This window comes from Streptomyces sp. NPDC101234, assembly GCF_044767525.1.
Taxonomy (GTDB): domain Bacteria; phylum Actinomycetota; class Actinomycetes; order Streptomycetales; family Streptomycetaceae; genus Streptomyces; species Streptomyces sasae.
Genome location: NZ_JBIWOA010000006.1, coordinates 418835 through 444297, shown reverse-complemented (window position 1 = coordinate 444297; position 25463 = coordinate 418835). Strand labels below are relative to the sequence as shown.

Here is a 25463-nt window from a genome sequence, read left to right as displayed (position 1 = left end):
ACAGGTTTTGGGTTCTCGTCCAACACCGTAGTGGGTTGCGGTTTGTTCACCCGGGGAGTCGATGCGTGTGGGTCTTGGTCGGGCGCCCCCGGGGTGGGCGCGGACGGCGCGGGTGGCGGCGCCCCTTAGACAGACGGGAAAGGGACACCGCGTTCGGGGAGGCTATCGCGGCTTTGTTAACGCCATCGCGATTGTGAGAGCTTCTTACTTCCGCTGAGGCCTATTGGTTCTGCAGCGGGCTGTTAATTCCGCTTGCCCTTCTTGCCCTTGCCATGGCCCGTCACCTCGGCGATCCAGGTGATGAAGTCGCCGGGGTCGGTGTTGGCGCCGTGGCCCTGGTCCCAGTAGTAGAGGTGGTTCACGTCGTCGCCGAGGTCGTCCAGGCGGGCGGCCAGGTTGGCGGAGATGACGTGCGAGGTGTCCGAGTCGTTGGTGCCGAGGCGGATCCACCAGTGCCTGGAGCGGTGGTCGTTGACCTTCTCGACCAGGTGGTACATCGGGTTCATCAGGTTCAGCTTCGCGGGGATGTCCGCGGCGACCCGCCTGCTGCCGAGCCCGGTGGTGTCGTTCTTCGCGCCGTACGCCGTGAAGTGCCGGTTCTCGGTCGTGCCCGCGCCGAACTCGTTGTTCTCGCCGGCCGACAGGTCGAAGGCGTCGAAGGCCGGGGTGTCCTTCTTGCGGGCGCCGACGTGGGTGAGGAAGTCGTCCCAGGTGAAGGTGGCCCTGCCGGCGGACCAGGTGGTGAAGGTGTTGGCGGCGAGATACGTCGCGCGGTCCGAGTCCGACAGGTCGGTCAGGTACCTGGTGGCCGACGGCTGCAGGTACTGCTCGACCAGGTAGTCGTCGTAGTTGCGGGCGGTCAGCGGGCCGAAGCCGTCCAGGCCGCGCAGCTTCAGGCCCGCCTGGTACTCGGCGAACTGCGCCTTCAGGTCCTTGGACACGGACTGGTCGACCTGCTTGCCGGTGGAGAGGTCGTTGGTGCCCCAGTTCCACTCGTAGGCGCCGTCGGCGTGCTCCAGATCGGTGATCGGGCACCAGGCGCCGACCGCGAAGATCGCGTCGGAGGAGTCGGCCGCGCCGAGCTCCTTGAGGTACTTGTCGTAGATCGGGCTGTCGCCGGACGCGCCGAGCAGCGAGGACAGGGCGCCACCGGCGCTCGTACCGGCGGAGACGATCCGCTCGGTGTCGCCGGGGATCAGGCCCTTGTTGGCCCTGATGTACCGGACGGCCGCCTTGAGGTCGACGATCGCGGCGGGGGCGGTGCCGTAGTACTCGCCGCCGGAGTTCTTGAGGGTACGGCCGCGGGCGCCGGGCTCGATCACCACGTACCCGGCGGCGAGCGCGAGGAGCTGGTTGCTGGAGGTGGCGCCGCCGGTGGCGTTGGTGTTGCCGTTGGCGCCCGGGGCCGCGCTCGTGGCGGAGCTGGGCGCCGCACCGCTGGGGGCCGCGCCGCCGCCCATGGCCGAACCGCCGCCGCCGACCTCGGTGGCGTCCGCGACGGAGGACGGCATGTAGCCGCCGATGGAGTTGGCGAGCAGGATCGGGGCGTCCGTCGGGTCGACCGTCTTGCCGTCGATCTCGACCGGGGCGCTGACGATCAGGGACTGGTAGGTCGCGTCCACCGGGTCGGCGACGTAGGTGATCGCCTTCCAGAAGTGGTAGGTCACCTCGTGCTCGGTGCCCTCGGCGTCCGTGATCGTCTTCGTCAGCTTCGAGTACCCGTCCGGGTCGAACGTCAGGGAGCCCGAGGACGAGGAGGAGTTGCTCGACGCCTGTGCGCTGAGGGCGACACCGCCGACCGCCGCGACACCGGCCGCGGCGCCGATGCCCATGACGACCGTCCTCCGCTTCACCGACTTGTGCTTCACCGTGCTCTGCCTTTCGTCCTTCGGGCTCCTTGGCCTTGCGCTTGCGAACGTAGGTGAGCGCCGACAAAATCGTCAACAATCTGCCGGGATCTCATGGGGGACCCACAGGACCACCGGAAACGCACAGGTTTTGCCCATCCAGGGCTGGGCCGCGCTTCAGGATCTGACGTAACGTCAGATCATGGATGCGACGAGTTCCGACGGGATACGCAGCGCGCCCCCGCGATACGACCGCCCCGAACCGGACGCCTTCACCCGCCCTTACTGGGACGCGGCGGCCGAGGGCCGGCTCCTGCTGCGCCGCTGCCGCTCCTGCGGCCGGGCCCACCACTACCCGCGGGAGTTCTGCCCGCACTGCTGGAGCGAGGACGTCACCTGGGAGCTCGCGACCGGCCGCGCGACCCTCTACACCTGGTCCGTCGTCCACCGCAACGACCTCCCGCCCTTCGGCGACCGCGTCCCGTACGTGCCCGCCGTGGTCGACCTGGCGGAGGGCCCGCGCATGATGACGGAGGTGGTGTCCGCGGAGCCGGAGACCCTGCGCGCCGGACTGGAACTGGAGGTCGCCTTCCGGGAGGGAGCACCGGTGTTCCGCCCGGCGTCGACGCCGGCGCACTGAGGCCGGCCGGGCCGCGCAAGGGAAACCCGCCGGGCCAGGCCAAGGAAACCTCCTGGGTCGCCGCCTGGCGCCCGCCGCCCGGCGGCGCGAGTGCAGGGGTCTTCAACTGCTGGCCCTCGAAGTCGGGTAAGTGAGCGTAACCACGTATGAGTGAGTGTCGTTGTCAGAGTGTGAATCTGACGGAGTGGGCGAGGACGCAGGGTGTGCATCCGCAGACCGCGTATCGCTGGTTCCGTGCGGGGACGCTGCCGGTACCGGCTCAGCGGGTCGGTCCACGCACGATCCTGGTGAATATCGAGGCCGGTGCCACACCGGAGGCGGCCTGTGGGATCGGCCTGTATGCCCGCGTCTCTTCCCGTGACCAGAAGGCTGATCTGGAACGTCAGGTCGCCCGGCTGACCCGTTGGGCTGCGGCGGCTGGTCACCGCGTCGTCCGTGTGGAGTCGGAGATCGGCTCGGGCATGAACGGTTCCCGGTCAAAGGCGCAACGGCTGCTGGCCGATCCTGCAGTGACGTGCCTGGTGGTGGAGCACAGAGACCGTCTCGGCAGGATGAACATCGAACTCGTTGAGGCCGCACTGTCCGCCGGCGTCTGGCAGTGCTGGACGACGGCGAGGTAGAAGACGACCTCGTGCGGGACATGGTGGAGGTTCTGACCTCCTTCTGTGCGCGCTTGTACGGCCGCCGCTCGGCGAAGAACCGAGCTCGCAAGGCGCTCGAGGCAGCTGAGCATGGCTGACTCGCTGCGTACGATCGATGCGCCGTTCGTCGCTCTGGGACCTTCGGGCGTGGCGATCCGCGACCGTCTCAAGGGCCTCGTACCCGGGGACGAAAAGGTGTTGCGTCTGGTCGGCGCGCATCTGGGCTCGCTGGCGTCGAAGGATCTCAAGACGCGGTGCGCGCAGGGCCTGGAGCATTCCGCCGACACGTGGTCGGTGCGAAAGCGGGAGCTGACGGCGGTGTCGTCCTCGCGGTGGGCCGGTGCGATCACCAAAGCGTCACATGATCAGTGGGCACTGGCCCGGCGCGGGCAGACGGCGCATCTGAAGAGTCTCGAAGCGGGCATCGGGACGATCACGCACCGTCTGTCTCTCCCGGTCGGGGAGAAGGGAACCAAGCGGGCTCCGGGCGGCTACCGCAGCAAGGGGGAATGGTTCGCCAAGACCCGCCGACTGCACCTGCTTCAAGAGCGGCTCACCGATGTTCGGGCTGATCGTGAAGCCGGGCGTGTGCATGTGGTGAGGGGCGGGAAACGCCTCGCACGCAACCGGCACAATCTGCAGAACACCCAGCTGACCGAGACCGAATGGCGTGAACACTGGGAAGCAGAACGCTGGTTCCTCACCGCTGACGGCGAGTCCGGGAAGCGATACGGCAACGAGACGATCCGCATCACTCCCGACGGTGAGATCAGTGTCAAGCTGCCCGCTCCGCTCGCCGCTCTGGCCAACGCCGGGCATGGCCGGTACGTCCTCGCCGCAAAGGTGCGTTTTCCGCACCGGGGCACCGAGTGGGCCGACCGGATCGAAGCCAACCGGGCCGTCGCCTACCGCATCCACTACGACGTGACCCGTGGGCGCTGGTATCTGACAGCTTCCTGGCAGCGCCCGGCTTCGAAAACGATCCCGATCCAGACCGCGCTCGCCCACGGTGTGATCGGTGTGGACACCAACGCCGATCACCTCGCCGCATGGCGGCTGGACGTGCACGGCAACCCGATCGGGCAGCCCCGCCGCTTCCCTTACAGCCTCAGTGGATCGGCGGCTCATCGTGACGCCCAAGTCCGGCATGCCCTGTCCCGGCTGCTGAACTGGGCCAGGACCTGCGGCGTCGCCGCCATCGCGATCGAAGACCTCGACTTCGGCGCGGAGAAGACCCGCGAGAAACATGGCCGTAACAAGCGCTTTAGGCAACTGATCTCCGGTATGCCCACCGGTAGACTACGCGCCCGCCTGACCTCGATGGCCGATGCCACCGGCATCAGCATCGTCGCCGTCGACCCGGCCTACACCAGCCGGTGGGGCGCCCAGTACTGGCAAAAGCCCCTCACCAGCAAGAACCGTAAGACCACCCGTCACGATGCCGCGGGCATCGCGATCGGACGACGCGCCCAAGGGCACTCGATCCGGCGACGGACGACACCGCCCCCTGCTCACCGGAGTGATGAACAGGGGCACCGGACCGTCCAGGCCGACCGGCGTGCTCCTGGGCGTGTGGAGACCCGCCCCCGCATTCCCGGACCACGGACACGATCCGTGCCGCCGGACGCGGAGCGAACGCGGGCGACCAGGACATCCAAAACCGTTCGGGACGTCCGCAGTGACCAGGAATGGGTCCAAGACTCACTCCTGCTCACTGATTAGGAACGGTTTCAATGAAGACATGGCCTTCACCGACGAACAGCCCGCCGCTCCCGGCCCCGCCGCCACCCCGCACGGTCACGGTCTGCGCCTCGACCGCTGGGACCCCGACGCGGGGGCGCAGGTCGAGGCGTGGCTGCGGGCCCGTAGCGACCCGGACTTCCGCCGCTGGAACACCCCGCTCACCCCGGTGACCGACCTCGCGGGCGCCCGCGACGTGCTGCGCAGGCAAGCGGCGGACAGCACGTGTGAGCCGTTCCGCATCACGGACGCGGAGAGCGGCGCGACCCTCGGCCACGTCGGTATCAACATGATCGACCGGACGTTCCGGACGGCCCGGGTCGGCTACTGGACACTGCCCGAGGCACGCGGCCGCCGGGTCGCGACCCGTGCCCTGGCCCTGGCGACGGACTGGGCCTTCGCCGAACTGGAACTCCACCGCCTGGAGTTGGGGCACGCCCTCGGCCATGAGGCGTCCTGCCGGATAGCCGGGACGTGTGGTTTCGCCTACGAGGGGACGCTGCGCGGCGCGATGTTCGAGGCGGGCCGCCAGGACGCCTTCCGGGACGTACACCTGCACGCCCGCCTCGCGACGGACCCCAGAACCGCCGCGCAGGCCTAATTCGGGTGCCGGGCCGGGCGGCCGGACGGGAACATCGACCATGGCACCCGAAACGAACGCATCCGATACGCCCGCACCCGAAACGAACGCACCCGAAACGAACGCATCCGATACGCCCGCACCCGAAACGAACGCATCCGATACGCCCGCACCCGAAACGAACGCACCCGAAACGAACGCACCCGAAACGCAAGCATCCGGCTGGCGCTTCACCTCCGACGTCGGTCAATTCCTCGCCCACTCCAGGGACTTCCTCCACTCGCGCCCCGACCTGCACACCGTTCATCTGACGGTGACGGAGCAGTTGCGGCGGAGGGGGCCACGGGCCTACGGCGACGCGCCCCCGCTCCTCGGCCACCTGGTCCGGGAGGACGGCAGCGTGGGCGCCGCGCTGCTGCACACCCCGCCGTTCTCCCTGCGCACCACTGCGCTCACGGCCGACGAGACCGAGGCGCTGGTCACCGCTCTCCTCGACCTCGGTCACACCGTTCCCGGCTTCGCCGCCGAGCGGGCCACGGCGGAGGCGTTCGTCGCGGCGTGGGAGCGGCGGACCGGGGTCCCCGCGCGGCTCGGCGAGCGCCAACGGTTGTATCGGCTGGCCGAGTTGACGGACCCGTCGCCGATGCCGGAGGGCCGGGCGAGGATCGCGGGGGAGACGGACCGGGAGCTGCTGGTCCGCTGGTACGGCGGGTTCGTCGAGGACGCGGGCCTGCACGGCGGCCGGGACGGCGGGGACTGGGCCGACTTCCGGCTCTCGTACGGCGGTGTCACCCTCTGGGAGGCCCCCGACGGCACCCCCGTCTCCATGGCCGGCGTCACCCCGACGGTCGGCGGCCAGGCCCGGATCGCACCCGTCTACACCCCGCCGGAACTGCGCGGCCGCGGTTACGCCGGTGCGGTGACGGCGCAGGTCAGCCGGGTGGCGCTGGCGGCAGGGGTCGGCGAGCTGCTCCTCTTCACGGACCTCGCCAACCCGACGAGCAACGCCCTGTACCAGCGCATCGGATACCGGGAGGTGGCCGACTGGGCGGAGTATGAATTCGAGGAGCGGTGGCTCTGAGGGTCGGCCCTCACGGCCAGAGCAGTTCCCTGCGCCAGCCGGCGTCCGCGCCGCCGTCCGCGACGTACCGCAGCCGTACGTGCCGTCGTTCCGGGTCGCCCTGGAAGAACTCCACCTCCTGCGGGCGCAGCCGGTAGAGGGTCCAGGTCGGGGAGGGGGCGGCCGGGTCGGCGCGGGCCCGTTCCCAGGCCGCCTCGGACGCCTCCCGCAGCTCCTCCAGCGAGGGCAGGACTCCGCTCTGCAGGCCCGTGAGCGCGGCCGCCAGGGCGCCCGTGGAGCGGGCGTGCAGATCCGCCTGGCTCTCCTGCGAGGGGGCCGCGGTGACCGGGCCGCGGAGCCGGACCTGGCGGCCCAGCACCGGCCAGTAGAAGGCCAGCGCCGCGTACGGGCGGGCGCTCAGCTCGTGGCCCTTGCGGCTGGTCACATGCGTGCCGAAGGACCAGCCGGCCGCGTCCGCGCCGTGCAGCATCACGATCCGGACGTCCGCCCGGCCCTCCTCGTCCGTCGTCGCCAGCGACATGGTGTGCGGCTCCGCCTGCCCCGCCGCCACCGTCTCCGCGAACCAGGTGGTGAAGAGGGAGAGCGGGGCCGCGGGCGCCGTCGCCGGGTCGAAGGGCCGTAGCTCCGTCGCTCCGGGGGCCCAGACCCGGAGCTGCCCGATGAGTGCGTGGAGATCCGTTGCTGCCATGGGGCGAGTATCACGTGGGCGGCTCCGCGACACCCATCACGGACACCCGTCACGCGGCCCGGCCGGGTACGGCGGCATCTCGCCGTGGCCCTCGCCACAGGTGGGCGGCGAAGTGATGCAAACCGCTGCGAACTCACGTGCGCTGCCCCCAGACTGTCCGGGTCGAACGACGGCGGAGGGGACATGAACGCGCAGAGGACCGTGAAAGTGGCCGTCCGCCACATACTCAGCGATGTGGTCAAGGGCGGTGTCGTCACGCCCCGGACCCGTACCGTCACCTGGGCCTCCGGCCAGTTCCAGCTCAAACGGCCCGCCGAGGGACGGCACAGTGTCGAACTGGAGTGCCCTGTCTGTGCGGCGTCGATCCTCGCCGAGGTCAGCGACCATACGCGGACCCGGCGGGTGCGGAACATCTGGGCGGTCGTGTCGGCGATCTCCCTCGTCGTGTTCGTCGCCGCCCTCGGCTACGCCTTCCAGGAGGGCGGCAAGACCCTGCCCGAGGGGCAGTCCCTGCCGGTCCTCTTCCCGGTCAGCGTGGTCGCCGTCTTCGTGGGCTTCGCCATGGCCCCCACAGCGTGGCTGCGCAGCCGCAACCATGTCGGCGTCACGATCCTGGACGCCCCCAAGCCCCGCCGCGGCCACCGGATCGTGCCCGTACGCGACTAGCCCCCGGTTATTTCCTGCTGTCCGGTCAGTGGCGGGTGAACTGGAGGCCGGTCTGCTGGACCACGTCGGGGCGTACCGCGAGCGCGGGCACGGTGAGCTGCTCGCCGTAGACGTCGGTGAGCCGGATCTCGCTTCCGCAGCCGGTGCCCTGCTCGGAGAGGAAGTAGTTGTACCCGGTGCGGGTCAGTGCCAGCCAGCCGCCGCTCGTACGGACCTCCAGCCTGGCCAGCGGGTTGCGGTGGCCGATCGCCTGGATACCGCACCAGTACTGGGTCGAACCGGTCTTGTAGCGGATCGAGATCGTGTCGGAGGTCGCCGGGCTCAGCAGGCTCCAGGTGATCGAGATCCGGCCCGCCGACAGGGGCGCGAGCTTCGCGAACGCCTGTCGGCTGAGGTCGAGCTGGCCGACCGTGCAGGGCGCCGGGCACTCGTTGGTGATCCGTACGGTGATGGACTTGCCGCCCGCGTGTACGGAGATGTACGCCCCGCAGGCCTTGGCGGTCTCGTAGTCCGCGGTGTTCATCGCAGCGGTCATGACGTCGTCGGTCGGGCCGAACGAGCAGGCGCCGTCGCCGTTGCCGACGTCGTAGGAGGTGGCGACCCCGTCGTACGTCGCCCCGGGACGGATCCGGCCGGCCGCGGGGGCCGTGGTGGTCGAGGTGCCTGCGGTGCCGCTCGCCGCCCGGCGGGCGGGGGAGGCGGCCGACGGGGTCGCGGACGCCGACGCCCGGCCGGGCCTGCTCGCCGTGGGCTTCGGTGCCGTCGACGAGGGCTTCGACGGTGTCGGCGATGCCGAGTCCGTCGCCGTCCCGCTCGGCCCGGCTTCGGACGAGGACGAGGACGAGGAGGACGACGCGGCCACGGCCCGGCCCGACCCGGTGTCGGACGAGCCGCCGGGGCGGAAGGCCACGACCAGGGTCACGATCAGGGCGACGGCGGCCACGGCGGCGACCGCGAACAACGGCCCGCGGACCGGGCGCCATTGGAACTCCCGGTCCGGCTGCGAGCGACGGCGATGAGAGGAGGAGGCCACGGAGGGATCCTTACGCGGTTCGGCGGTGCACGTCCTTCGAACGTCTCCTTCTGAACTACGCAGATCTGCGACGAAGTTCTGAACGTCTGAACGTCGAAAGCTTCCGGTACGGCAGTCGCCGCCGAAGCCCGGGAGGTTGCCGCCGGCACCCCGATTTCCGTCAACCGTACGGAACTCGGGTCACCCCCGCCCCAGCACCACCGTCCCCGACGAGCAGAACCAGCCCCCCGTCCCCGACGCCACCCCCAGCTCCGGCAGCCCCCCGTCCGCCCGCCGCACCTGCCGGTCACCGGCCTCGCCGCGCAACTGCCGTACCGCCTCAACCAGGAGGAACAGGCCCCGCATCCCGGGGTGCTGGGCCGACAGCCCGCCCCCGTCCGTGTTCACCGGCAGCTCGCCGCCCTCGACCCGCAGCCGGCCCTTCTCCACGAACGCCCCGCCCTCGCCCTTGGCGCAGAACCCCAGGTCCTCCAGCGTCACCAGCGTCATGTAGGTGAACGCGTCGTAGATCTCCGCGAAGTCGATGTCGGCGGCGGTGACCCCGGCCCGCCGGAACGCCAGTCGTCCGCTCACCGCCGCCGGGGAGACCGTGAAGTCCGCCCACTCCGACATCGTCGCGTGGGACACGCACTCGCCCGCGCCAAGCACCCACACCGGGGAGGTGTCGCAGTCCCGTACGTACTCCTCGGCCGCCAGCAGCACCGCCGCGCCGCCGTCCGAGCGGATGCAGCAGTGGAGTTTGGTGAAGGGGTCGGCGATCATCGGGCCGGACAGGACCTCGTCGACCGTGATCGGGGTGCGGAACATCGCCTCCGGGTTCAGCGCCGCGTTCGCCCGCGCCTGGACCGCCACCTCCGCCAACTGCTCGATCGCCGTGCCGTGTTCGATCATGTGGCGGCGGGCCGCCATCGCGTACTTGGCGATGAGGGTGTGGCCGTAGGGGACCTCGAACTGGAGGGGGCCCCGGGAGCCGAAGGACAGGTTCCCCGTCCGCCGCCCGGCCTTGACGTCGGCACGGGCCGTCGAGCCGTACACCAGCAGGACCGCGTTCGCGTGGCCCGCCGCTATCGCGTCCGCCGCGTGCGCCGCCATGACCTCCCAGGTGGAGCCGCCTACGGAGGTGGAGTCCACCCAGGTGGGGCGCAGGCCCAGGTACTCGGCCACCTCCACCGGGGCCAGCGTGCCGAGGCCCGCCGACGCGAAGCCGTCCACCACCTCCCGGCCGAGGCCCGCGTCGGCCAGCGCACGGCGGGCCGCCTGGGCGTGCAGGGCGTAGGGGGTGGCCTCGTCCACCCGGCCGCAGTCGGACAGGGCCACGCCGACCACGGCGACCTTGCGGGGTCCAGTCATGAATCTGACGGTACATCAGATCTGCCCCACTCCGCCCCTGTGCATCTGCGTCCGGCACCCCTAGCATGACGGGCCGTCAGATCGTCAGGAGGTCCGGTCATGGACGCCCGCTTCACCGACGAGCAGGACGAGATCCGGCGCGCCCTGCGTGAACTGCTCCACAAGCGCTGCGGTCCGGAGGACGTACGGGCCGCCGTCGGCCGGGCGGAGGGCCATGACCCCGGCCTCTGGACCGCCCTGAGCGAACAACTGGGCCTGCCCGGGCTCGCGCTCCCCGAGGCGTACGGCGGGGTCGGCTGTTCCGGCACGGAAGTGGCTCTGGCGGCGGAGGAGTTGGGGCGCGCCCTGGCCCCCACCCCCTTCCTGGCCACCGCCGTCCTCGCCGCCCCGCTGCTCCGCGCCCTCGGTACCGACGCCCAGCGCGCCGAGCTGCTCCCGAGGATCGCGGCCGGCGGCCTCACCGCCGCCCTCGCCGTCCCCGGCACCCGGCTCGGCGCCGCGCTCGCCCTCACCGCGACGGACGGCGGCGACTGGGCCGGCGGCGGCCGGGCCGGGGGCATCCAGGCCCGGCGCACGGGGCAGGGGGGCGGATGGCGGCTGTACGGGGAGGCCGACCAGGTGCTCGACGGGCACAGCGCCGGACTGCTGCTCGTCCCGGCGCACACCGGGGGGTACGCCCGCTCGCGCGTCCTGCTCTTCCTGGTGGCGGGGGACGCGGCCGGGGTGGTACGGACCCGGCGGACCGCCCTCGACGCCACCCGGAGCCAGGCTCGGGTACAACTGCGTGATGTGCACGCCGAGTTGCTCGGGACGGACGAGGACACCGACATCCGTCCGGCGCTCGCCTCCCTCGGCGACTCCGTCGCCGCCGTGCTCGCGGGCGAAGCGGTGGGGGCCGCCGACCGGGCGCTGGAGCGGACCGTGGAGTACGTGAAGCAGCGTGAGCAGTTCGGGCGGGCCATCGGGTCCTTCCAGGCCGTCAAGCACCGGCTGGCCGATGTGTATGTGGCGGTACGGGCGGCCAGGTCGGCCGCCTACTACGCGGCCTGGGCGACCGCTCAGGGGGAGAGGGCGGGCGGTCTGGCGCTCGCGCAGGCGCTGGAGGCGCTGCGGACCGCCGCCGGGGAGGGGATCCAGTTGCACGGCGGGATAGGTTTCACCTGGGAGCACGAGGCGCATCTGTACTTCAAGCGCGCGGCCGGGGACGAGTTGCTGTTCGGGCCCGTGCACCGGCTGCGTGGCCACGCGGCCGCCACGGCAGGACTGTTCGAGCGGGCGGAGGTGAGGGTGTGATCGGCGAACGGCTGGTGCAGCGGGTCTCCGCCACCCGGGGGTTCGCGAAGGTCGCCCCGCATGTCGTCCCGGCCCTGGACCGGGCCGTCCACCGGCTCAGCCGGGGCAGGGTGCTGCTCAGCGCCCAGATGCTGCCCGGGGTGATCCTGACGTCCACGGGGGCGCGCAGCGGGCAGCCCCGGCGTACCCCGCTCGCGTGCATGCCCCAGGACGACGGCTGGTTCCTCGTCGGGTCCAACTTCGGCAGGGACGACCATCCCGCCTGGACGTACAACCTCCTCAGGCATCCCGACGCCGAGATCAGCTGGAAGGGGCGGGACGTCCCGGTCGCCGCCCGGCTGCTGGAGGGGGAGGAGCGGGCGGCCGCCTGGCGGGAGCTGCTGACGTTCTGGCCGCCGTACGCGGCGTACCAGGAACGGGTGGCGCGGGAGCTGCGGGTCTTCCGGCTCACCCGCAGGCAGGCATAGCGCAGGCGGGCATGGCGCAGGCGGGCATGGCGCAGGCAGGCATGGCGCAGGCAGGCATGGCGCATGCAGACATGGCGCGGGCGGGCATAGCGCGACAGGCGGTGGCCCACCTCGGGTGAACCACCGCCTGCCAGACAGGACCCGGGGCGCGGGTTACTTCGTGGGCTTCTTCCCGGTCACGCCCAGGTGCACCAACAGCGCGAGGTTCGGCTTGAGTTCGGCCTGCTTCACGCCCCAGGTCTGGAAACCCTTCTGGTGCGCGGCGACGGCCGCGAGCATCGCGACCAGCGAACCGGCCACGGCCGCCGGGTGCACGTCCTTGTCGACCTTGCCCTTGGACTGCAACTCCGCGATGGAATCGGTCAGGGAGTTGTTCACCGAGTTCAGGATCTTCATACGGATCTTGTAGAACCGTTTGTCCCCCTCGGCGGCCCCCAGGTCGACCACGCGCAGGATCGCGTCGTTCTTGCGCCAGAACTCCAGGAATCCGTCCACGAGTTCCTGCGCGGTCGCCCAGCCGGCCTTGCCGACCCAGGAGCGCCCGGCGACCAGTTCCGTCAACTGGCCTCCCTCGGTGGCCATTTGCTCGGCGATCTCCAGGACGGCGCCCTCGACGTCCGGGAAGTACTGATAGAAGGTCGCGGGCGAAGTCCCCGCTTTCCGGGCGACATCGATGACCTTGACGTCCCGGTAAGGGGAGGAGCTGAGCATCTCGCTGAGGCAGTCGAGCAGCTTCTGCCGGGTCGCCTGCCCACGCCGGCCGGCCACGCGGCCGTCGACGGTACGCACTTGTCCTGTCATGCCGTCAGCTTACCGAGGGGTGATCGGAGCGCGATTCGGCCGACTGCAAATGGGGTGCACGAATGTGCGGAGCCGCTGCCCGGATGGGAAACGGCGGCGAAAGCGCCGGTCACTCCGTCGGGGTGCGGCCGGTCTGCGGGGTGCGGGCCGGGCGGTTACTTTGACGACATGGCCGAAAACAGGGCATCCGAATACCGGGAGGGCGTCCCGTGCTGGGTGGACGTGCAGCTTCCCGACGTCGAGGCGGGCAAGCGGTTCTACGGTGAGCTCTTCGGGTGGACCTTCGAGGACACCGACGGCGGCTCCGCGCTGGCCCGCCTGGGCGGCGCGGACGTCGCCGGGCTGGGGCGCAAGACGGACGGCCGGATGCCCACCGTGTGGACGGTGTACTTCGCGACCCCCGACGTGTACGCCTTCACCCGGCGGATCATCGCGGCCGGCGGCCATGTGCTGCTGGAACCCGTGCCCGTCCGCGACCTCGGCACCGCCGCCCAGGTCACCGACCCGCAGGGCGCCGTCTTCGGCCTCTGGCAGGCCGCCGCCCGCCGCGGCTTCGGGGTCCGGCACGCCCCCGGCACCTTCGCCTGGGCGCAGCTCTACACCAGCGACACCGACGCGGCCAACGTCTTCTACTCGCAGCTCTTCACCGATGCCCTGTTCGGCGCCGGTGCCGCCCCGACCTTCGGCCGCGCCCCCGTGACCGAGGTGTTCGCGGCCGGGATGCCGTCCCAGTTCGTCGTCCACTTCCGCACCGGGGACGTGGAGGCCGCGGTCGGGGCCGTGCAGCAGCTGGGCGGCCGGGTGCAGGCGCCGCCCTTCAGCACGTCGTACGGAAAAGTCGCCGTCGTGACCGACAATCAAGGGGCGTCCTTCGCGCTGCTGCAACGCTGAGGTCACAAAAATTCGGCACTCAGTTGCTAAATGTCTCATTTTGTCATGAGACACCCCGATTGGTCGCCGGGTTCGCAACCTGTGCCCGGGCCAGGAAGAATCAGGGTGCGTGCCGCCATGGCGGTGCGGTGGTGAGACGCTGCACGGGGTCGCGTACATATGTGGGTGGACGTGGCCCGTACGGGGAGGTGGCAGGCAAGTGGTGGATCAGCTGACGCAGCACGATCCGCGCCGGATCGGGCCGTTCGAGGTGCTGGGACGGCTGGGGGCCGGCGGCATGGGGCTGGTCTATCTGGCGCGCTCGGCGTCCGGCCGGCGCGTGGCGATCAAGACGGTCCGGACCGAGCTCGCCGAGGACCAGCTGTTCCGGGTCCGCTTCACCCGCGAGGTGGAGGCGGCCCGCGCGGTCTCCGGCTTCTACACGGCGGCCGTCGTCGACGCCGACCCGCGCGCCGCGGTGCCGTGGCTCGCCACCGCGTACGTCCCCGCGCCCTCCCTGGAAGAGATAGTGAACGACTGCGGGCCGCTCCCGGCCCAGGCGGTCCGCTGGCTCGCGGCGGGCGTCGCCGAGGCGCTCCAGTCGATCCACGGCGCCGGACTGGTCCACCGCGACCTCAAGCCGTCCAACGTCCTCGTCGTCGAGGACGGCCCCCGGGTCATCGACTTCGGCATCGCCTCCGGTGTCTCGAACACCCGCCTGACCATGACGAACGTCGCGGTCGGCACCCCCGCCTACATGTCCCCCGAGCAGGCCAAGGACTCCCGCAGCGTCACCGGCGCCAGCGACGTCTTCTCCCTCGGCTCCATGCTCGTCTTCGCCGCCACCGGCCACCCGCCCTTCCACGGCGCCAACCCGGTCGAGACCGTCTTCATGCTGCTCCGCGAGGGCCCGGACCTCGAAGGCCTCCCCGACGAGCTGCGCCCGCTCATCGAGTCCTGCATGCAGATGGAGGCCACCGCCCGCCCCAACCCGGCCGACCTCCAGGCCCAGCTGGCGCCCCACCTCTTCGGCTCCGGCTCCGACGACAGCGGTACGGCGTCCGCCTGGCTGCCCGAGAAGGCGGTCGGGCTGATCGAGTCCCGCCGCGGCGGCCGCCCGGCCGTGAAGCCCTCCGCGACCCCGTCCGGCGGCCGCAGCGGCGGCCGCCCGATGCTCCCCGCGCCGCCCTCCTACGACCCCGCGATCCCCGCCCCGGTCCCGGTCGGCGGCCCTTCCCCCGACACCGGCCCGGTGCGCCTGGCCGGCGCCCAGGTGCCCATCGGCCCCGGCCCGCGGGTCTCCGACACCCGCGCCGCCGCCGTCAGGATGCCGCCGCCCGAGGCCGGCCTGGTGGCCAGCTGGTCCCGCCCGCACCCCGGAGTCAACGGCGCGGACCCCGCCGTACCGGCGGTCCCCGCCCAGCTGCCGGAGACGGCGTCCGGCTGGCGCCCCTGGCGGTTCCGGATGTCCAACGACGTCTGGGGCACCCCGTCCGTCGAGGGCGACCTCGTCTACGTCACCTCCTTCGAGGTGCACGCCCTGGACGTGGCCACCGGCCGCCGCCGCTTCAAGACCCGCGACGTCGCCTGGTCCATGGCGGTCGCCGACGGCCGTGTCCACGCCTCCGACGGCCCCACCCTGTTCGCCCTGGAGGCCCGCGAGGGCGGCGACCTGTGGCGGCTGTCCACCGACGCCTGGGTGTACTCCCTCAAGGCCGACCGCGGCACCCTCGTCACCGGCACCCGGGGCGGCGGAGTCCAGGCCTGGGAGTCCTCCAACGGGCAGAAACTCTGGGAGCTGTCCGGCGCCCAGACCGACTTCGAGGCCCCCGAGTCCGGGCCCTCCCTGTACGACGGCACGGTCTACGTCTGGCAGGACGCGAGGCTGCGCGCCCTGGACGCCCGTACCGGAGACGAACGCTGGTCGTACCCCATCGGCGACGCCGCCTCCTGCGGCGGGGTCCCGGTCCGCCTCACCCACGCCGACGACGGCTTCGTGTACGCCTCCGCGGGCACCCGCGTCATCGCCCTCGACACCGCCACGGGCCGCGTCCGCTGGCACTTCGAGGCCCCCGCAGTCTTCCTCTCCCCGCCGACCTTCGTACCCGGCCCCGCGGTCACCGGCGGCGGCATCTACCTCGCCGACTATCTCGGCACGGTCTACGCCCTCGACGCCACCGACGGCCGCGACCGCTGGCGCATCGCGACCGAGGCCCGCGCCTCGATCGAGCCGGTGCTGGTCGCCGCGGGCCATGTCCACGTCGGCAGCGGCAAGGGCCTCTACACCCTGGACGCGGTCACCGGCACCCCCAAGTGGCGCTTCCAGGCGGGCGGCGACGTCGTCGGCGCCCCGGCGGTGGCCGAGGGCCGTATCCACTTCGGCTCCACCGACCACCTCCTGTACACGCTGAAGGCCGACGACGGCCGGCTGCGCTGGAAGCTGGCGACCGGCGGGGAGATCACCGGGTCGCCGGTGGTGAAGGACGGCGTGGTGTACGCGTGCAGCAAGGACCGCTGCGTGTACGCACTGGACGCGGAGAAGGGGACGGGGACGGCGCGCACGGCGTGAGTGCGGGAGGTTGAGCGGCATCCCCGGGACGGCCGTCGCACGGAAGGGTTGTGCACGGCGGCCGTCGCTCGGGGTGGGAGTCGGCTCCCACAGCGAACGGTACGCCGGGGTGACCCGGGCCGCCACGCGGTGATTCAGCGGATGCGGGGCGAGGTCCGGGGCCGGTCGCGGAAGAGGTCTGTCTGCCGGTCGGCGGGCAGGTTGCCCAGGGCGATCAGGTGCGGTGCCTGGGCGAACCCCCGCTCCCGCGCCGCCTCCTTCGCCGCCCACAGCGCCCGTACGCTCCCCTGCACCCCCTCGGTCGGATACCCGGCGATCACGCTCGCGCAGCGCACCGCCGCCTCCAGTGCCCGCCCGGCGCCGGTCACTTCCGACACCAGCCCCACCTCGTACGCCCTGCGCGCACCCATCCGCTCCGCGTTGCCCATCAGCACCATCCGGGCCACCTCCCCGTACGGCATCCGCTGCGCCAGCAGCACGGACTCGTAGGCGCTGACCATGCCGTAGGAGGTGTGCGGGTCGAAGAACGCGGCGGTCTCGTCGGCGATCACGAAGTCGCACTCGCCCAGCAGATAGAACGCGCCCCCGCAGGCCATCCCGGCCACGGCGGCGATCACCGGCTTCCACAGGTCGTTCGTCTTCGGCCCGATCGCGAGCAGCGGATCGTCCTGGCTGTACGGGGACGAGGGCTGCGGTACGACCGCGTCCCGGTCCAGCCCGGTGCTGAAGGCACGCCCGCCGGCCCCGGTGAGGACGACCGCCCGTACCGCGTCGTCGAACCGCAACGCCCGCCAGGTGCCGGTGAGTTCGGCGGCGGTGGTGAGGTCGATGGAGTTCAGCTTCTCCGGCCGGTCGAGGGTGAGGACCGCGACCCCGGTCTCCTTGTCGGTGGTGAGTCGCAGGGTCACGGCCGCTCCAAGACCCACTGCGGGACGCCGTCCGCGAAGACCGCCTGGACCCGGGCGCCGATCCGGATCCGCTGCGGGGGGAGAGAGTCGAGCGGCGCCCCGGCCTCGCTGACCACGTTCCCCACGATCCGTACCCGGGGTGCGTCGTCGAGTTCCACGACCACGACGTTGTACGGCGCCTGCGCCGCGTACTCGGGGAGCAGCGGCGGGTGCGGGACGACGTACGACCAGATACGGCCGCGTCCGTTCGTCGGCCGCCACTCGCTCGCGAACGACTGGCAGTGCGGGCAGCACGGGCGGGGCGGGAAGCGGGGCTCGTGGCAGTCGGCGCAGGCCTGGACGCGGAGCTCGCCGCGGGCCGCGTACTCCCAGAAGGGGGCGCCGTCGGTGTCGATGGCCGGTCGCAGCATCTCAGCTCCGGTTGGTGAGGAGGAGGGCGGAGGTCGGCACGCCCTCGCCGGCGGTGACCAGGCAGGTGGCGGCGCCGGGCACCTGGGCGGTACTGGTGCCGCGCAGCTGCTTGACGCCTTCGGTGATGAGGTTGAAGCCGTGCACGTAGGCCTCGCTGAGCCCCCCGCCCCCGGTGTTCACGGGCAGCCGCCCGCCGATCTCCAGGGCGCCCCCCTCGGTGAACGCCCCGCCTTCCCCCCTCCCGCAGAAGCCGTAGCCCTCCAGGGAGAGCGGTATGAGGGCGGTGAAGGCGTCGTAGATCTGGGCGACGTCGACGTCCTCCGGGGTGATGTCGGCGTGCTTCCAGAGGTGGCGGGCGGCGGTCCAGGCGGGGCCGGTGAGGGGGTCGTCGTTCCAGTAGTTGACCATGCCGTGGTGCTGGGCGGGGAGGCCCTGGGCGGCGGAGTGGACGTAGACGGGGGTCTTGGCGCAGTCCCGGGCCCGTTCGCGGGAGACGATCACGCAGGCCAGCGCCCCGTCCGTCTCCAGGCAGTTGTCGAAGAGGCAGAGGGGCTCGCTGATCCACCGGGAGGTCATGTACATCTCGCGGGTGAGGGGGCGGTCGTACATGACGGCGGCGGGGTTCTGGTTGGCGCGGTTGCGGCAGGCGAGGGCGACGTTGAAGAGGTGGTCGCGGGTGGCGCCGTACTCGTGCATGTAGCGGCGGGTGAGCATGGCGATCTCGTCGGCCGGCCGGAGCAGGCCGAAGGGGCGGGTCCACTGGGCGGGGGTGGGGAGCTGGACGGTGGTGTTGGTCCAGGGGCGGGGTCCGGAGCCGCGCTTGCGTGACCGCCAGGCGACCCCGACGGAGGCCTGGCCGCTCGCTATCGCTGCGGCGAGGTGCGCGACGGTCGCGCAGGAGCCGCCGCCCCCGTACCCCACCTTGCTGAAAAAGGTCAGGTCGCCGAAGCCGACCGCCTTGGCCAGCTCCACCTCGTCGGTCTCCTCCATGGTGAAGGAGGCGAGCGCGTCGACCTCGCCCGGGGCGATGCCGGCGTCGTCGAGGGCGGCGAGGACGGCACGGCAGGCGAGGGTCTTCTCGTCCTCGTCGAGCCGTTTGGCGAAGGCGGTCTGGCCGATCCCGACGACGGCGGTGGCGTCCTTCAGGCCATTGACGCCATGGAGACCTCTGCGATCGGTCATGGTGCCCGCACCTCCACGGCTCTCGCGGTCTGCTGACAGGCCGTCAGGCTACAGCTAATCTGACGGTCAGTCAGCTATGCGTCCGGGGAGGTCGGTTGTGCGCGGTGACATGGAGTGGGGGACCGTTCCGGGGCTGGTGCGGTCGGCGGCGGAGCGGTACGCGGACGTCGAGGCGGTGGTGGACGGCCGCACCCGGATCACGTACGCGGAGCTGGGCGCCCGGGTGGAGCGGGCGGCGGCCGCCTGCATCGCCTCCGGCGTCGAGACGGGCGACCGGGTGGGGATCTGGGCGCCGAACTCCCTGGAGTGGATCGTCGCGGCGCTGGGCGCGGTGTCGGCGGGCGGGGTACTGGTCCCGCTGAACACCCGCTTCAAGGGGACGGAGGCGGCGGACGTGCTGCGCCGGAGCGGGGCGCGGCTGCTGTTCGTGACGGGGACGTTCCTGGGGACGTCGTATGTGGCGTCGCTGCGCAGGGCGGCGGGGGAGGGAGCCTCTGCGGAGACCTCGGCGGAGACCTCTGCGGGGGCCTCGGCGAGGGCCTTCGCGGGTCCGCTTCCGGGGCTGCCGGCGCTGGAGCAGGTGGTGGTGCTGTCGGAGGACGCGCCGGTGGACTTCCGCACCTGGAAGGACTTCCTGGCGGGAGGTGAGGGGGTGGAGGCCGCGGAAGTCCGGGCGCGGTCCGGTGAGTTGGACGGCTCGTGCCTGTCGGACATCATCTTCACCTCCGGCACGACGGGCCGCCCCAAGGGCGCGATGATCACCCACGCGCAGACCCTGCGCGGCTACGAGGTCTGGGCCGACCTGGCGGGCCTGCGCACCGACGACCGCTATCTGATCGTGAACCCCTTCTTCCACACGTTCGGCTACAAGGCCGGGGTGATCGCCTGCCTGATGCGCGGGGCGACGATGATCCCGCAGCCGGTCTTCAACGTGGAGACGGTCCTGGCGAACGTGGCGTCGGAACGGGTGTCGGTGCTGCCCGGCCCCCCGACCCTCCACCAGTCGCTCCTCGACCACGCGGCGCGCGATGCGCATGACCTTTCGGCGCTGAGGCTGGTGGTGACGGGCGCGGCGGTCGTACCCCTGCAGCTGGTGGAACGCCTGCGCGGCGAACTCGGCGTCGAGACGGTCCTGACGGCGTACGGCCTCTCCGAGGCGAGCGGGATCGTGACCATGTGCCGGCGGGGCGACGACCCGACGGTGATCGCGTCCACGTCGGGCCGGGCGATACCCGGCACGGAGGTGCGCGTGGACGAGGCGGGTGAGGTGCTGGTCCGCGGCTTCAACGTGATGCGCGGCTACTACGAGGACGCGGCGGCGACGGCCGAGACGCTCACGGCGGACGGCTGGCTGCGCACCGGGGACGTCGGCGTCCTGGACCGGGCCGGGAACCTGCGGATCACCGACCGGCTGAAGGACATGTTCATCGTCGGCGGCTTCAACGCCTACCCGGCGGAGATCGAGCAACTCCTGGGCCTGCACCCGGAGGTCGCCGACGTGGCGGTGATCGGCGTACCGGACGGCCGGCTGGGCGAGGTCGGCAAGGCGTACGTGGTGCGCAGGGCGGGCGCGGTGCTCACCGGGGACGACCTGATCGCCTGGGCCCGCCGCGAGATGGCGAACTACAAGGTGCCGCGGACCGTCGAGTTCGTGGCGGAGCTGCCGAGGAACGCGAGCGGGAAGGTGGTGAAGGGGGAACTGAGGGGGCGGGGCTAGGGTGCGGCCTGCCCCCTCAGCACGTCATCCGACCAGCCAGAGGCCGTTCCCCGCGCGCGATATCTCCGGTCCGAGGTCGAGGTCGGTCTCCTTGAAGGAGACCAGCCGGGATCCGCCGCGCCACACCTCGATCCCCTCTTGGCCGGTGACCACCAACTCGGCCGGCCTGCGGCCGTCGGTGTCGAGCAGTTCGGCCGAGCCGCCGGGCACGGACCGCGCCCCCTCGGTGGTCAGCCCTCCGGCGCTCCCTCTCAGCAGGATGACCTCCTCCGGCCCCGTCCTGGGCCTGACCGAGAACGCCACATCGGCGTATCCGTCGCCGTCCACGTCCCCGACCGCCGGCGCGCTGCCGAACGTGAGGGGCATGAAGGGCCCCTTCACCGGCAGGCCCGCGGTCTCCTCGGTGAAGCGTGACGTCTTCAGCGTCCCGCCGTAGAGGACCATCAGCCGGCTGCCGCCCTTGGGGACCATCGGATCGCCGAGCATCTCGTAGGGCAGCCCCGCCACGACGTCGGCGTAACCGTCGTGGTTCACGTCCGCCGTCCTGAGCGTCGAACCGTAGAAGCCGTCCGGCAGCCGCGGGCCCTTGACCAGCTTCCCGCCTGCGGCGCCCCGGTAGATGACGGTGGCCTGGGCGACGGGCGCGTAGTCCGCCAGGATGGACCAGCTGACCAGGAGATCGTCCTTGCCGTCCCCCGTGACGTCCCCCAGGGCGGCGGGCACCCCGACGGGGTACTGCGGGTCGCTCGGCGTCAGGTCGAGAGGGACGGTACGGCGCGGTGTGCCCTTGCGGCTGAAGGGGCCCAGCAGGACCCGTACGGCGTTGTCCTTGCCCATGCCGACGCCCATGCCGACCACGAGATCGGTGTGCCCGTCGCCGTCGACATCGCCCGCGAGGGGTGCCGAGCCCGACAGCCGGGCGGCCGTGGCACCGGTCAGCCCCTTGTCGCTCCCCCAGACGACGAAGATCGTGTTCCGGCCCGCCTGGGTGACGAGGTCGGCCCGCCCGTCACCGTCGAGGTCGGCGGTCACGCTCGTGCCCGGGCTGCCGAAGCCGCCGCCTTCGCCCGCCTTGCCCAACCCCAGATCGTTCTGGGTGACGACCTGCGGCTTCCCGGTCCGCGGGCCGCGTGCGGAACCTCGCAGGACGGCCGCGAATCCGGCGGCGTACTTCCCGTTCACGGTCGCGGTCGGGTCACCGACCACGAGATCGCCGTACCCGTCCCCGTCGAAGTCGGACCGGACCCCCGGATGACGTGCCGGTCTCTCCTCCGACCCGCCCGACCCGCAGGCCGACAGCAGGAGAAGCAGAACGGCACCCGCGCCAAGAGCTCTCTTCATGCCAACTCGGACCGCCGGGAGGGGCCTTGGGTTGCCCGAAGACGCGAGGCTATGGAGACGGCGGCCGGAGCGGTGAGCACGGTTCCCGCCGTGGATCGGCAGAAACCGTGCTCTTGACGCACCTCGGCCGCGACGGCTCCCCCTCCGAGCCGCCGCGGCCGTCCCCGTGTGGAGAAGGCTCCGTCGTCAGGCCTTCTCGTCGGTGATGTGGATGTTGGCCGGCGTGACCGTGGCGCTCTCCGTCACGGTCTCCGCCGTGGTGTCAGTGAGCGGCTCGTCGGTGATGTGGATGTTGGCCGGCGTCACCGTGTCGCCCGCCGGCTCGTCGGTGATGTGGATGTTGCCGTTGGTGTTCTCGGCGCTCATCGGGTGCTCCCCTGACAGTGTTGGACGTGGTGGATGGACAAGATCCGTCCGGCAACTCCCCCGCGGGCCGCCGGACGGATCTTGAGGCCGGATCACCATAAGGGTCTGGCCCGACGCCGGTCCGTCTGCCCCCCGACGCGACGGCCCGACACAGGCGAGAGTGCCGGACCGCGATAAACGAACGATGAACGCCTCCGCCGCGCCTGCTCAGGCCACCTGAGTCGGCGTCAGCAGGCTCCGGGCCTCGTCCGCTTCCGGGGCGCCGAGCGACTCGAAGATGTCGAGGGCCTCGCGCCAGCACACCTGTGCCCGGTCCAGCTGGCCGATGCCGTTGAGAGCGCGGCCGAGGACGGTGAGGACATTGCCGCGCCGCCACTCCCCGCCGATGCCCCGCAGCAGGGTCAGCGCCGTCTCCGCGTTCGACGCCGCCTGCGCGGGGCGCCCCGCCGTGACGTCGAGTTCGGCGAGGCGGAAGACCGTCATGCCCTCCCACAGCCGCTGCCGGCTGTCGCGGAAGACCACGAGGGCCTGTTGGAGGCATTCGGTCGCCTGAGCCAGTTTTCCGCTCTGTGCCAGCGCGAGGCCCAGTGCGTACCGCCCGTTGGCGCCCTTCAGGTCGTGCCCCATGTCGTCGTACATGGCCGTACCCTGTCCGGCCAGGGTCACCGCGCTCTCCGCCCGGCCGGTGGCCAGGTGCACGCGCGACAGGTTGCACAGGGCGCTCGCCTCGCCCGGCCGGTCGCCGAGCGCGCGGAAGTGCTCGATGGCGCGGGTGAAGTGCGCCTCCGCGTCCTCGTGCCGGTTCTGGTAGGCCGCGATCGCGCCGCCCACGTTGGACGACCAGCAGTCGGCCATCGGGTCGTGGGAGGAGTCGGTCAGCTCGCGGGCCCGGCCGGCCTCCTCGTCGGCCAGGTCGAACCGGCCGGTGAGGCTGTGCGCGTAGGCCAACGTGATCAGTGCCCGGACCTCCGCGCACGGGTCCTCGGCCACCCGCGCGGCCGTGCACAGTGTCACCGCGACCGTCTCGTACTCCCGGGAGTTGGCCCCCGACTCCGCCAGGTCGATCGCGGCCCACAGGACGTCGACGGCACGCCGGAGCATCCCGGGGTGCGCGGACTGCCGGACGCACGCCAGCAGTGAGACCGCCTCGGAGTACAGCCAGTCCTGTGCCGCGTGCCGGTCGTCGAACGCGAGCCCCGGGTACTCCGGGGTCGCGAGGTGATCGACCAGCCGGTCGCCCGGCCGTTCGATCAGGTAGACCGCCGCGGCGGTGGCCAGGTAGAAGTCCAGCAGCCGCGACAGGGCCGCTTCGCGCTCGCTCGGCGGCTGTTCGTCGCGTTCCGCGCACGCACGCGCGTAGAGCCGGACCAGGTCGTGGAAGCGGTAGCGGCCGGGGGCCGCCGACTCCAGGAGCGAGGTGTCCACGAGGGCCTCCAGGAGGTCCTCCGTGTCCTCCTGCGGGAGGTCCAGCACGGCGGCGGCCGCCGCCAGGGAGATGTCCGGGCCGTCGGCCAGGCCGAGCAGGCGGAAGGCGCGGGCCTGGGTCGGCTCCAGCTGGCCGTAGCCGAGTTCGAAGGTGGCCTTCACCGCCAGGTCGCCGGCCTGGAGTTCGTCCAGGCGGCGGCGTTCGTCCGCGAGCTTCGCCGCGAGGACCGAGACGGTCCAGGTGCGGCGGGCCGCGAGACGGGATGCCGCGATGCGGATCGCGAGGGGGAGGAAGCCGCAGGCGGCGACCACGTCGAGCGCCGCCTTGCGCTCCGTGGCCACCCGCTCCTCGCCGACGATCTTCGTGAAGAGCTGCAGCGCCTCGTCGGGGGACATCACGTCCAGGTCCACCAGATGGGCCCCGGCCAGGTCGACCATGCGGACGCGGGAGGTGACCAGCGCCGCGCAGCCCTCCGTGCCCGGCAGCAGCGGACGCACCTGTGCCGCGTCCTTCGCGTTGTCCAGCAGGACGAGTACGCGGCGGCCGTCCAGGACCGAGCGGTACAGGGCCGCGCGGTCGTCGAGGGAGTCGGGGATGGCCGAGTCCGGTGTGCCGAGCGCACGCAGGAAGGAGCCCAGTACCGTCTCCGGTTCCGCCGCCCGCGAGCCGGCGCCCTGCAGGTCGACGTACAACTGGCCGTCCGGGAAGGCGGACCGGGCCTGGTGGGCCACATGGACCGCGAGGGTCGTCTTGCCGACGCCCCCGATGCCCGCCAGCGCCGATACGGCCATCACCCGGCCCTCCGCCGAGGCCAGCACCTCGCTCAGCTCGGTGACGAAGGCCGAACGGCCGGTGAAGTCGGGCACGGTCGCCGGGAGTTGGGCCGGGCGGACCGGGACGGCCGGGGGCTCCGCCGCCGGTGAGGAGGGCTCCGCCAGGGCCGGGTCGGCCTGGAGGATGCGCTGCTGCAGCTCGCGCAGGCCCGAGCGCGGGTCGACGCCGAGTTCCTCGGCGAGGAGGCGGCGGGTGTCGGCGTACACCGCGAGGGCCTCCGCCTGGCGGCCGCTGCGGTACAGGGCGAGCATGAGCAGCTCACGGAGGCGTTCGCGGAGGGGGTGGGCGGCCGTCAGGGCCGTCAGCTCCGAGACCGCCTCCGCGTGGCAGCCCTGCTCCAGGTCCATGTCCAGGCGGGTTTCGAGGAGTTGGAGCCGCCACTCCTCCAGACGGACCCGCTGTGCGTCGGCGTACGGGCCCGGCACCCCCGCCAGCGGTTCGCCGTCCCACAGCGCCAGCGCCCGGTTCAGCACGTCACGGGCGTGGCACAGGTCCCCGCCGTTCTTCGCCTTCTCCGCCTCCGCCGCCAGGTCCTGCGCCGCCGCCAGATCCAGGGCGCCCTCGCCGAGCCTGCGCACCGCGTATCCGCCCGACTCGCTGACCAGGACCCCGGGGTCCAGGACCTTGCGCAGCCGGGACGCGTAGGTGCGGACCGCCGCCAGCGCCTGCGAAGGCGGCTCGGGGCCCCACAGCGCGTCGATCAGCTCGGCCGCGGTCGCCGTCCGGCCCTCGCGCAGCAACAGGGCGGCGAGCAGCGCGCGTTGCTGGGGGGAGCCGGTGTTGAGCGGCTCCTCCTCGCGCCAGGCGCGCACCGGACCGAGCACACTGAAGCGCAGCGCCGCCGCCTCCGCAGAGGAGGAGGGGCGCCGCTGCTCCGGTACCCGCGGTCCACCGTCCATGCCCGTCCCCCTAGACATCCCGATCCACCCCGTCAGTTTGCCTTGTTCACGGGGGTTGCGTCAGCCGGGCGAGACACCGATCACAGGGCGACACACGGTGGTCCACACACTCT

At 71.9% G+C, this 25463-nt stretch carries 21 protein-coding genes and 1 pseudogene; 11 read left to right on the top strand and 11 right to left on the bottom strand.

What is annotated here, in order from left to right:
• Window positions 1-242: 242 nt before the first annotated feature.
• Window positions 243-1832, bottom strand: a complete 1590-nt coding sequence (locus ACIRR9_RS14720; protein ID WP_403751192.1) for a subtype B tannase — start codon at window positions 1830-1832, stop codon at window positions 243-245.
• Between the two features lie 217 nt (window positions 1833-2049).
• Here ACIRR9_RS14720 and ACIRR9_RS14715 point away from each other — a divergent pair, with 217 nt between their 5' ends.
• The 5 genes and pseudogenes from ACIRR9_RS14715 (at window position 2050) to ACIRR9_RS14695 (ending at window position 6529) form a co-directional block, all read left to right on the top strand.
• Window positions 2050-2487 (top strand): Zn-ribbon domain-containing OB-fold protein, encoded by a 438-nt coding sequence (locus ACIRR9_RS14715; protein ID WP_403751162.1) that lies wholly within the window; start codon window positions 2050-2052, stop codon window positions 2485-2487.
• Between the two features lie 170 nt (window positions 2488-2657).
• Window positions 2658-3226 (top strand): annotated as a pseudogene (locus tag ACIRR9_RS14710) (IS607 family transposase).
• On the top strand, window positions 3219-4850 hold the full coding sequence (locus ACIRR9_RS14705; protein ID WP_403751160.1) for an IS200/IS605 family accessory protein TnpB-related protein: 1632 nt from the start codon (window positions 3219-3221) through the stop codon (window positions 4848-4850). Before ACIRR9_RS14710 ends, ACIRR9_RS14705 begins: the two are co-directional and overlap by 8 nt.
• 19 nt (window positions 4851-4869) lie before the next feature.
• Entirely contained in the window at window positions 4870-5469 is a 600-nt protein-coding gene (locus ACIRR9_RS14700; protein WP_403751158.1) for a GNAT family N-acetyltransferase, read from the top strand.
• Window positions 5470-5761: 292 nt separating this feature from the next.
• Window positions 5762-6529, top strand: coding sequence for a GNAT family N-acetyltransferase (locus ACIRR9_RS14695; protein ID WP_403751156.1), 768 nt, complete (start codon window positions 5762-5764; stop codon window positions 6527-6529).
• A 10-nt stretch (window positions 6530-6539) separates the two neighbouring features.
• Here the strand turns inward: ACIRR9_RS14695 and ACIRR9_RS14690 are convergent, their stop codons facing one another.
• The gene (locus ACIRR9_RS14690; RefSeq protein ID WP_403751154.1) at window positions 6540-7217 is read right to left on the bottom strand and encodes a pyridoxal 5'-phosphate synthase; all 678 of its coding nucleotides are present in this window, start codon (window positions 7215-7217) and stop codon (window positions 6540-6542) included.
• Between the two features lie 183 nt (window positions 7218-7400).
• Between ACIRR9_RS14690 and ACIRR9_RS14685 the strand changes: the two genes are divergently transcribed.
• Entirely contained in the window at window positions 7401-7883 is a 483-nt protein-coding gene (locus ACIRR9_RS14685; protein WP_403751152.1) for a hypothetical protein, read from the top strand.
• A 25-nt stretch (window positions 7884-7908) separates the two neighbouring features.
• Here ACIRR9_RS14685 and ACIRR9_RS14680 read toward each other — a convergent pair whose 3' ends face one another.
• Entirely contained in the window at window positions 7909-8916 is a 1008-nt protein-coding gene (locus ACIRR9_RS14680; protein ID WP_403751150.1) for an expansin EXLX1 family cellulose-binding protein, read from the bottom strand.
• A 180-nt stretch (window positions 8917-9096) separates the two neighbouring features.
• Complete coding sequence (locus ACIRR9_RS14675) at window positions 9097-10266, bottom strand: thiolase C-terminal domain-containing protein (RefSeq protein WP_403751148.1); 1170 nt, start codon at window positions 10264-10266, stop codon at window positions 9097-9099.
• Between the two features lie 99 nt (window positions 10267-10365).
• Here ACIRR9_RS14675 and ACIRR9_RS14670 point away from each other — a divergent pair, with 99 nt between their 5' ends.
• Window positions 10366-11559, top strand: coding sequence for an acyl-CoA dehydrogenase family protein (locus ACIRR9_RS14670; protein WP_403751146.1), 1194 nt, complete (start codon window positions 10366-10368; stop codon window positions 11557-11559).
• Window positions 11556-12026, top strand: coding sequence for a nitroreductase family deazaflavin-dependent oxidoreductase (locus tag ACIRR9_RS14665; protein WP_365353046.1), 471 nt, complete (start codon window positions 11556-11558; stop codon window positions 12024-12026). Before ACIRR9_RS14670 ends, ACIRR9_RS14665 begins: the two co-directional genes overlap by 4 nt.
• 153 nt (window positions 12027-12179) lie before the next feature.
• Here ACIRR9_RS14665 and ACIRR9_RS14660 read toward each other — a convergent pair whose 3' ends face one another.
• Window positions 12180-12827 carry a TetR family transcriptional regulator gene (locus ACIRR9_RS14660; protein WP_123976185.1) on the bottom strand — a complete coding sequence of 216 codons (648 nt, stop codon included), beginning with the start codon at window positions 12825-12827 and terminating at the stop codon, window positions 12180-12182.
• A 168-nt stretch (window positions 12828-12995) separates the two neighbouring features.
• Between ACIRR9_RS14660 and ACIRR9_RS14655 the strand changes: the two genes are divergently transcribed.
• Window positions 12996-13718, top strand: coding sequence for a VOC family protein (locus tag ACIRR9_RS14655; protein ID WP_403751143.1), 723 nt, complete (start codon window positions 12996-12998; stop codon window positions 13716-13718).
• Between the two features lie 199 nt (window positions 13719-13917).
• Window positions 13918-16266, top strand: a complete 2349-nt coding sequence (locus ACIRR9_RS14650; RefSeq protein WP_403751141.1) for a PQQ-binding-like beta-propeller repeat protein — start codon at window positions 13918-13920, stop codon at window positions 16264-16266.
• 134 nt (window positions 16267-16400) lie between these two features.
• Here ACIRR9_RS14650 and ACIRR9_RS14645 read toward each other — a convergent pair whose 3' ends face one another.
• From ACIRR9_RS14645 to ACIRR9_RS14635, 3 genes are read right to left on the bottom strand one after another with little or no spacing between them, the layout of a single operon-like run.
• Entirely contained in the window at window positions 16401-17174 is a 774-nt protein-coding gene (locus ACIRR9_RS14645) for an enoyl-CoA hydratase/isomerase family protein (RefSeq protein WP_403751139.1), read from the bottom strand.
• The gene (locus ACIRR9_RS14640; RefSeq protein ID WP_365336120.1) at window positions 17171-17584 is read right to left on the bottom strand and encodes an OB-fold domain-containing protein; all 414 of its coding nucleotides are present in this window, start codon (window positions 17582-17584) and stop codon (window positions 17171-17173) included. The genes ACIRR9_RS14645 and ACIRR9_RS14640 overlap by 4 nt, the downstream gene beginning before the upstream one ends.
• Window position 17585: 1 nt before the next feature.
• Complete coding sequence (locus ACIRR9_RS14635) at window positions 17586-18767, bottom strand: lipid-transfer protein (protein WP_403751137.1); 1182 nt, start codon at window positions 18765-18767, stop codon at window positions 17586-17588.
• A 109-nt stretch (window positions 18768-18876) separates the two neighbouring features.
• Here ACIRR9_RS14635 and ACIRR9_RS14630 point away from each other — a divergent pair, with 109 nt between their 5' ends.
• A complete protein-coding gene (locus ACIRR9_RS14630; RefSeq protein WP_403751190.1) occupies window positions 18877-20484 on the top strand; it encodes a fatty acid--CoA ligase family protein in 1608 nt (535 codons plus the stop codon).
• A 24-nt stretch (window positions 20485-20508) separates the two neighbouring features.
• On the opposite strand, the gene ACIRR9_RS14625 is transcribed toward ACIRR9_RS14630, so the two are convergent.
• The 3 genes from ACIRR9_RS14625 to ACIRR9_RS14615 form a co-directional block, all read right to left on the bottom strand.
• Window positions 20509-21825 (bottom strand): FG-GAP and VCBS repeat-containing protein, encoded by a 1317-nt coding sequence (locus tag ACIRR9_RS14625; RefSeq protein WP_403751135.1) that lies wholly within the window; start codon window positions 21823-21825, stop codon window positions 20509-20511.
• Window positions 21826-22011: 186 nt separating this feature from the next.
• Complete coding sequence (locus ACIRR9_RS14620) at window positions 22012-22191, bottom strand: hypothetical protein (protein ID WP_365336123.1); 180 nt, start codon at window positions 22189-22191, stop codon at window positions 22012-22014.
• Between the two features lie 207 nt (window positions 22192-22398).
• Window positions 22399-25350 (bottom strand): BTAD domain-containing putative transcriptional regulator, encoded by a 2952-nt coding sequence (locus ACIRR9_RS14615; RefSeq protein WP_403751133.1) that lies wholly within the window; start codon window positions 25348-25350, stop codon window positions 22399-22401.
• Window positions 25351-25463: the final 113 nt, after the last annotated feature.

What these genes read in the sequence shown, in the direction of transcription:
- ACIRR9_RS14675 (WP_403751148.1), bottom strand. Translation starts at nt 10,266, where the DNA reads ATGACTGGACCCCGCAAGGTCGCCGTGGTCGGCGTGGCCCTGTCCGAC.
- ACIRR9_RS14700 (WP_403751158.1), top strand. Translation starts at nt 4,870, where the DNA reads ATGGCCTTCACCGACGAACAGCCCGCCGCTCCCGGCCCCGCCGCCACC.
- ACIRR9_RS14705 (WP_403751160.1), top strand. Translation starts at nt 3,219, where the DNA reads ATGGCTGACTCGCTGCGTACGATCGATGCGCCGTTCGTCGCTCTGGGA.
- ACIRR9_RS14635 (WP_403751137.1), bottom strand. Translation starts at nt 18,767, where the DNA reads ATGACCGATCGCAGAGGTCTCCATGGCGTCAATGGCCTGAAGGACGCC.
- ACIRR9_RS14655 (WP_403751143.1), top strand. Translation starts at nt 12,996, where the DNA reads ATGGCCGAAAACAGGGCATCCGAATACCGGGAGGGCGTCCCGTGCTGG.
- ACIRR9_RS14670 (WP_403751146.1), top strand. Translation starts at nt 10,366, where the DNA reads ATGGACGCCCGCTTCACCGACGAGCAGGACGAGATCCGGCGCGCCCTG.
- ACIRR9_RS14690 (WP_403751154.1), bottom strand. Translation starts at nt 7,217, where the DNA reads ATGGCAGCAACGGATCTCCACGCACTCATCGGGCAGCTCCGGGTCTGG.
- ACIRR9_RS14615 (WP_403751133.1), bottom strand. Translation starts at nt 25,350, where the DNA reads ATGGACGGTGGACCGCGGGTACCGGAGCAGCGGCGCCCCTCCTCCTCT.
- ACIRR9_RS14685 (WP_403751152.1), top strand. Translation starts at nt 7,401, where the DNA reads ATGAACGCGCAGAGGACCGTGAAAGTGGCCGTCCGCCACATACTCAGC.
- ACIRR9_RS14640 (WP_365336120.1), bottom strand. Translation starts at nt 17,584, where the DNA reads ATGCTGCGACCGGCCATCGACACCGACGGCGCCCCCTTCTGGGAGTAC.
- ACIRR9_RS14620 (WP_365336123.1), bottom strand. Translation starts at nt 22,191, where the DNA reads ATGAGCGCCGAGAACACCAACGGCAACATCCACATCACCGACGAGCCG.
- ACIRR9_RS14630 (WP_403751190.1), top strand. Translation starts at nt 18,877, where the DNA reads ATGGAGTGGGGGACCGTTCCGGGGCTGGTGCGGTCGGCGGCGGAGCGG.
- ACIRR9_RS14720 (WP_403751192.1), bottom strand. Translation starts at nt 1,832, where the DNA reads ATGGGCATCGGCGCCGCGGCCGGTGTCGCGGCGGTCGGCGGTGTCGCC.
- ACIRR9_RS14715 (WP_403751162.1), top strand. Translation starts at nt 2,050, where the DNA reads ATGGATGCGACGAGTTCCGACGGGATACGCAGCGCGCCCCCGCGATAC.
- ACIRR9_RS14660 (WP_123976185.1), bottom strand. Translation starts at nt 12,827, where the DNA reads ATGACAGGACAAGTGCGTACCGTCGACGGCCGCGTGGCCGGCCGGCGT.
- ACIRR9_RS14625 (WP_403751135.1), bottom strand. Translation starts at nt 21,825, where the DNA reads ATGAAGAGAGCTCTTGGCGCGGGTGCCGTTCTGCTTCTCCTGCTGTCG.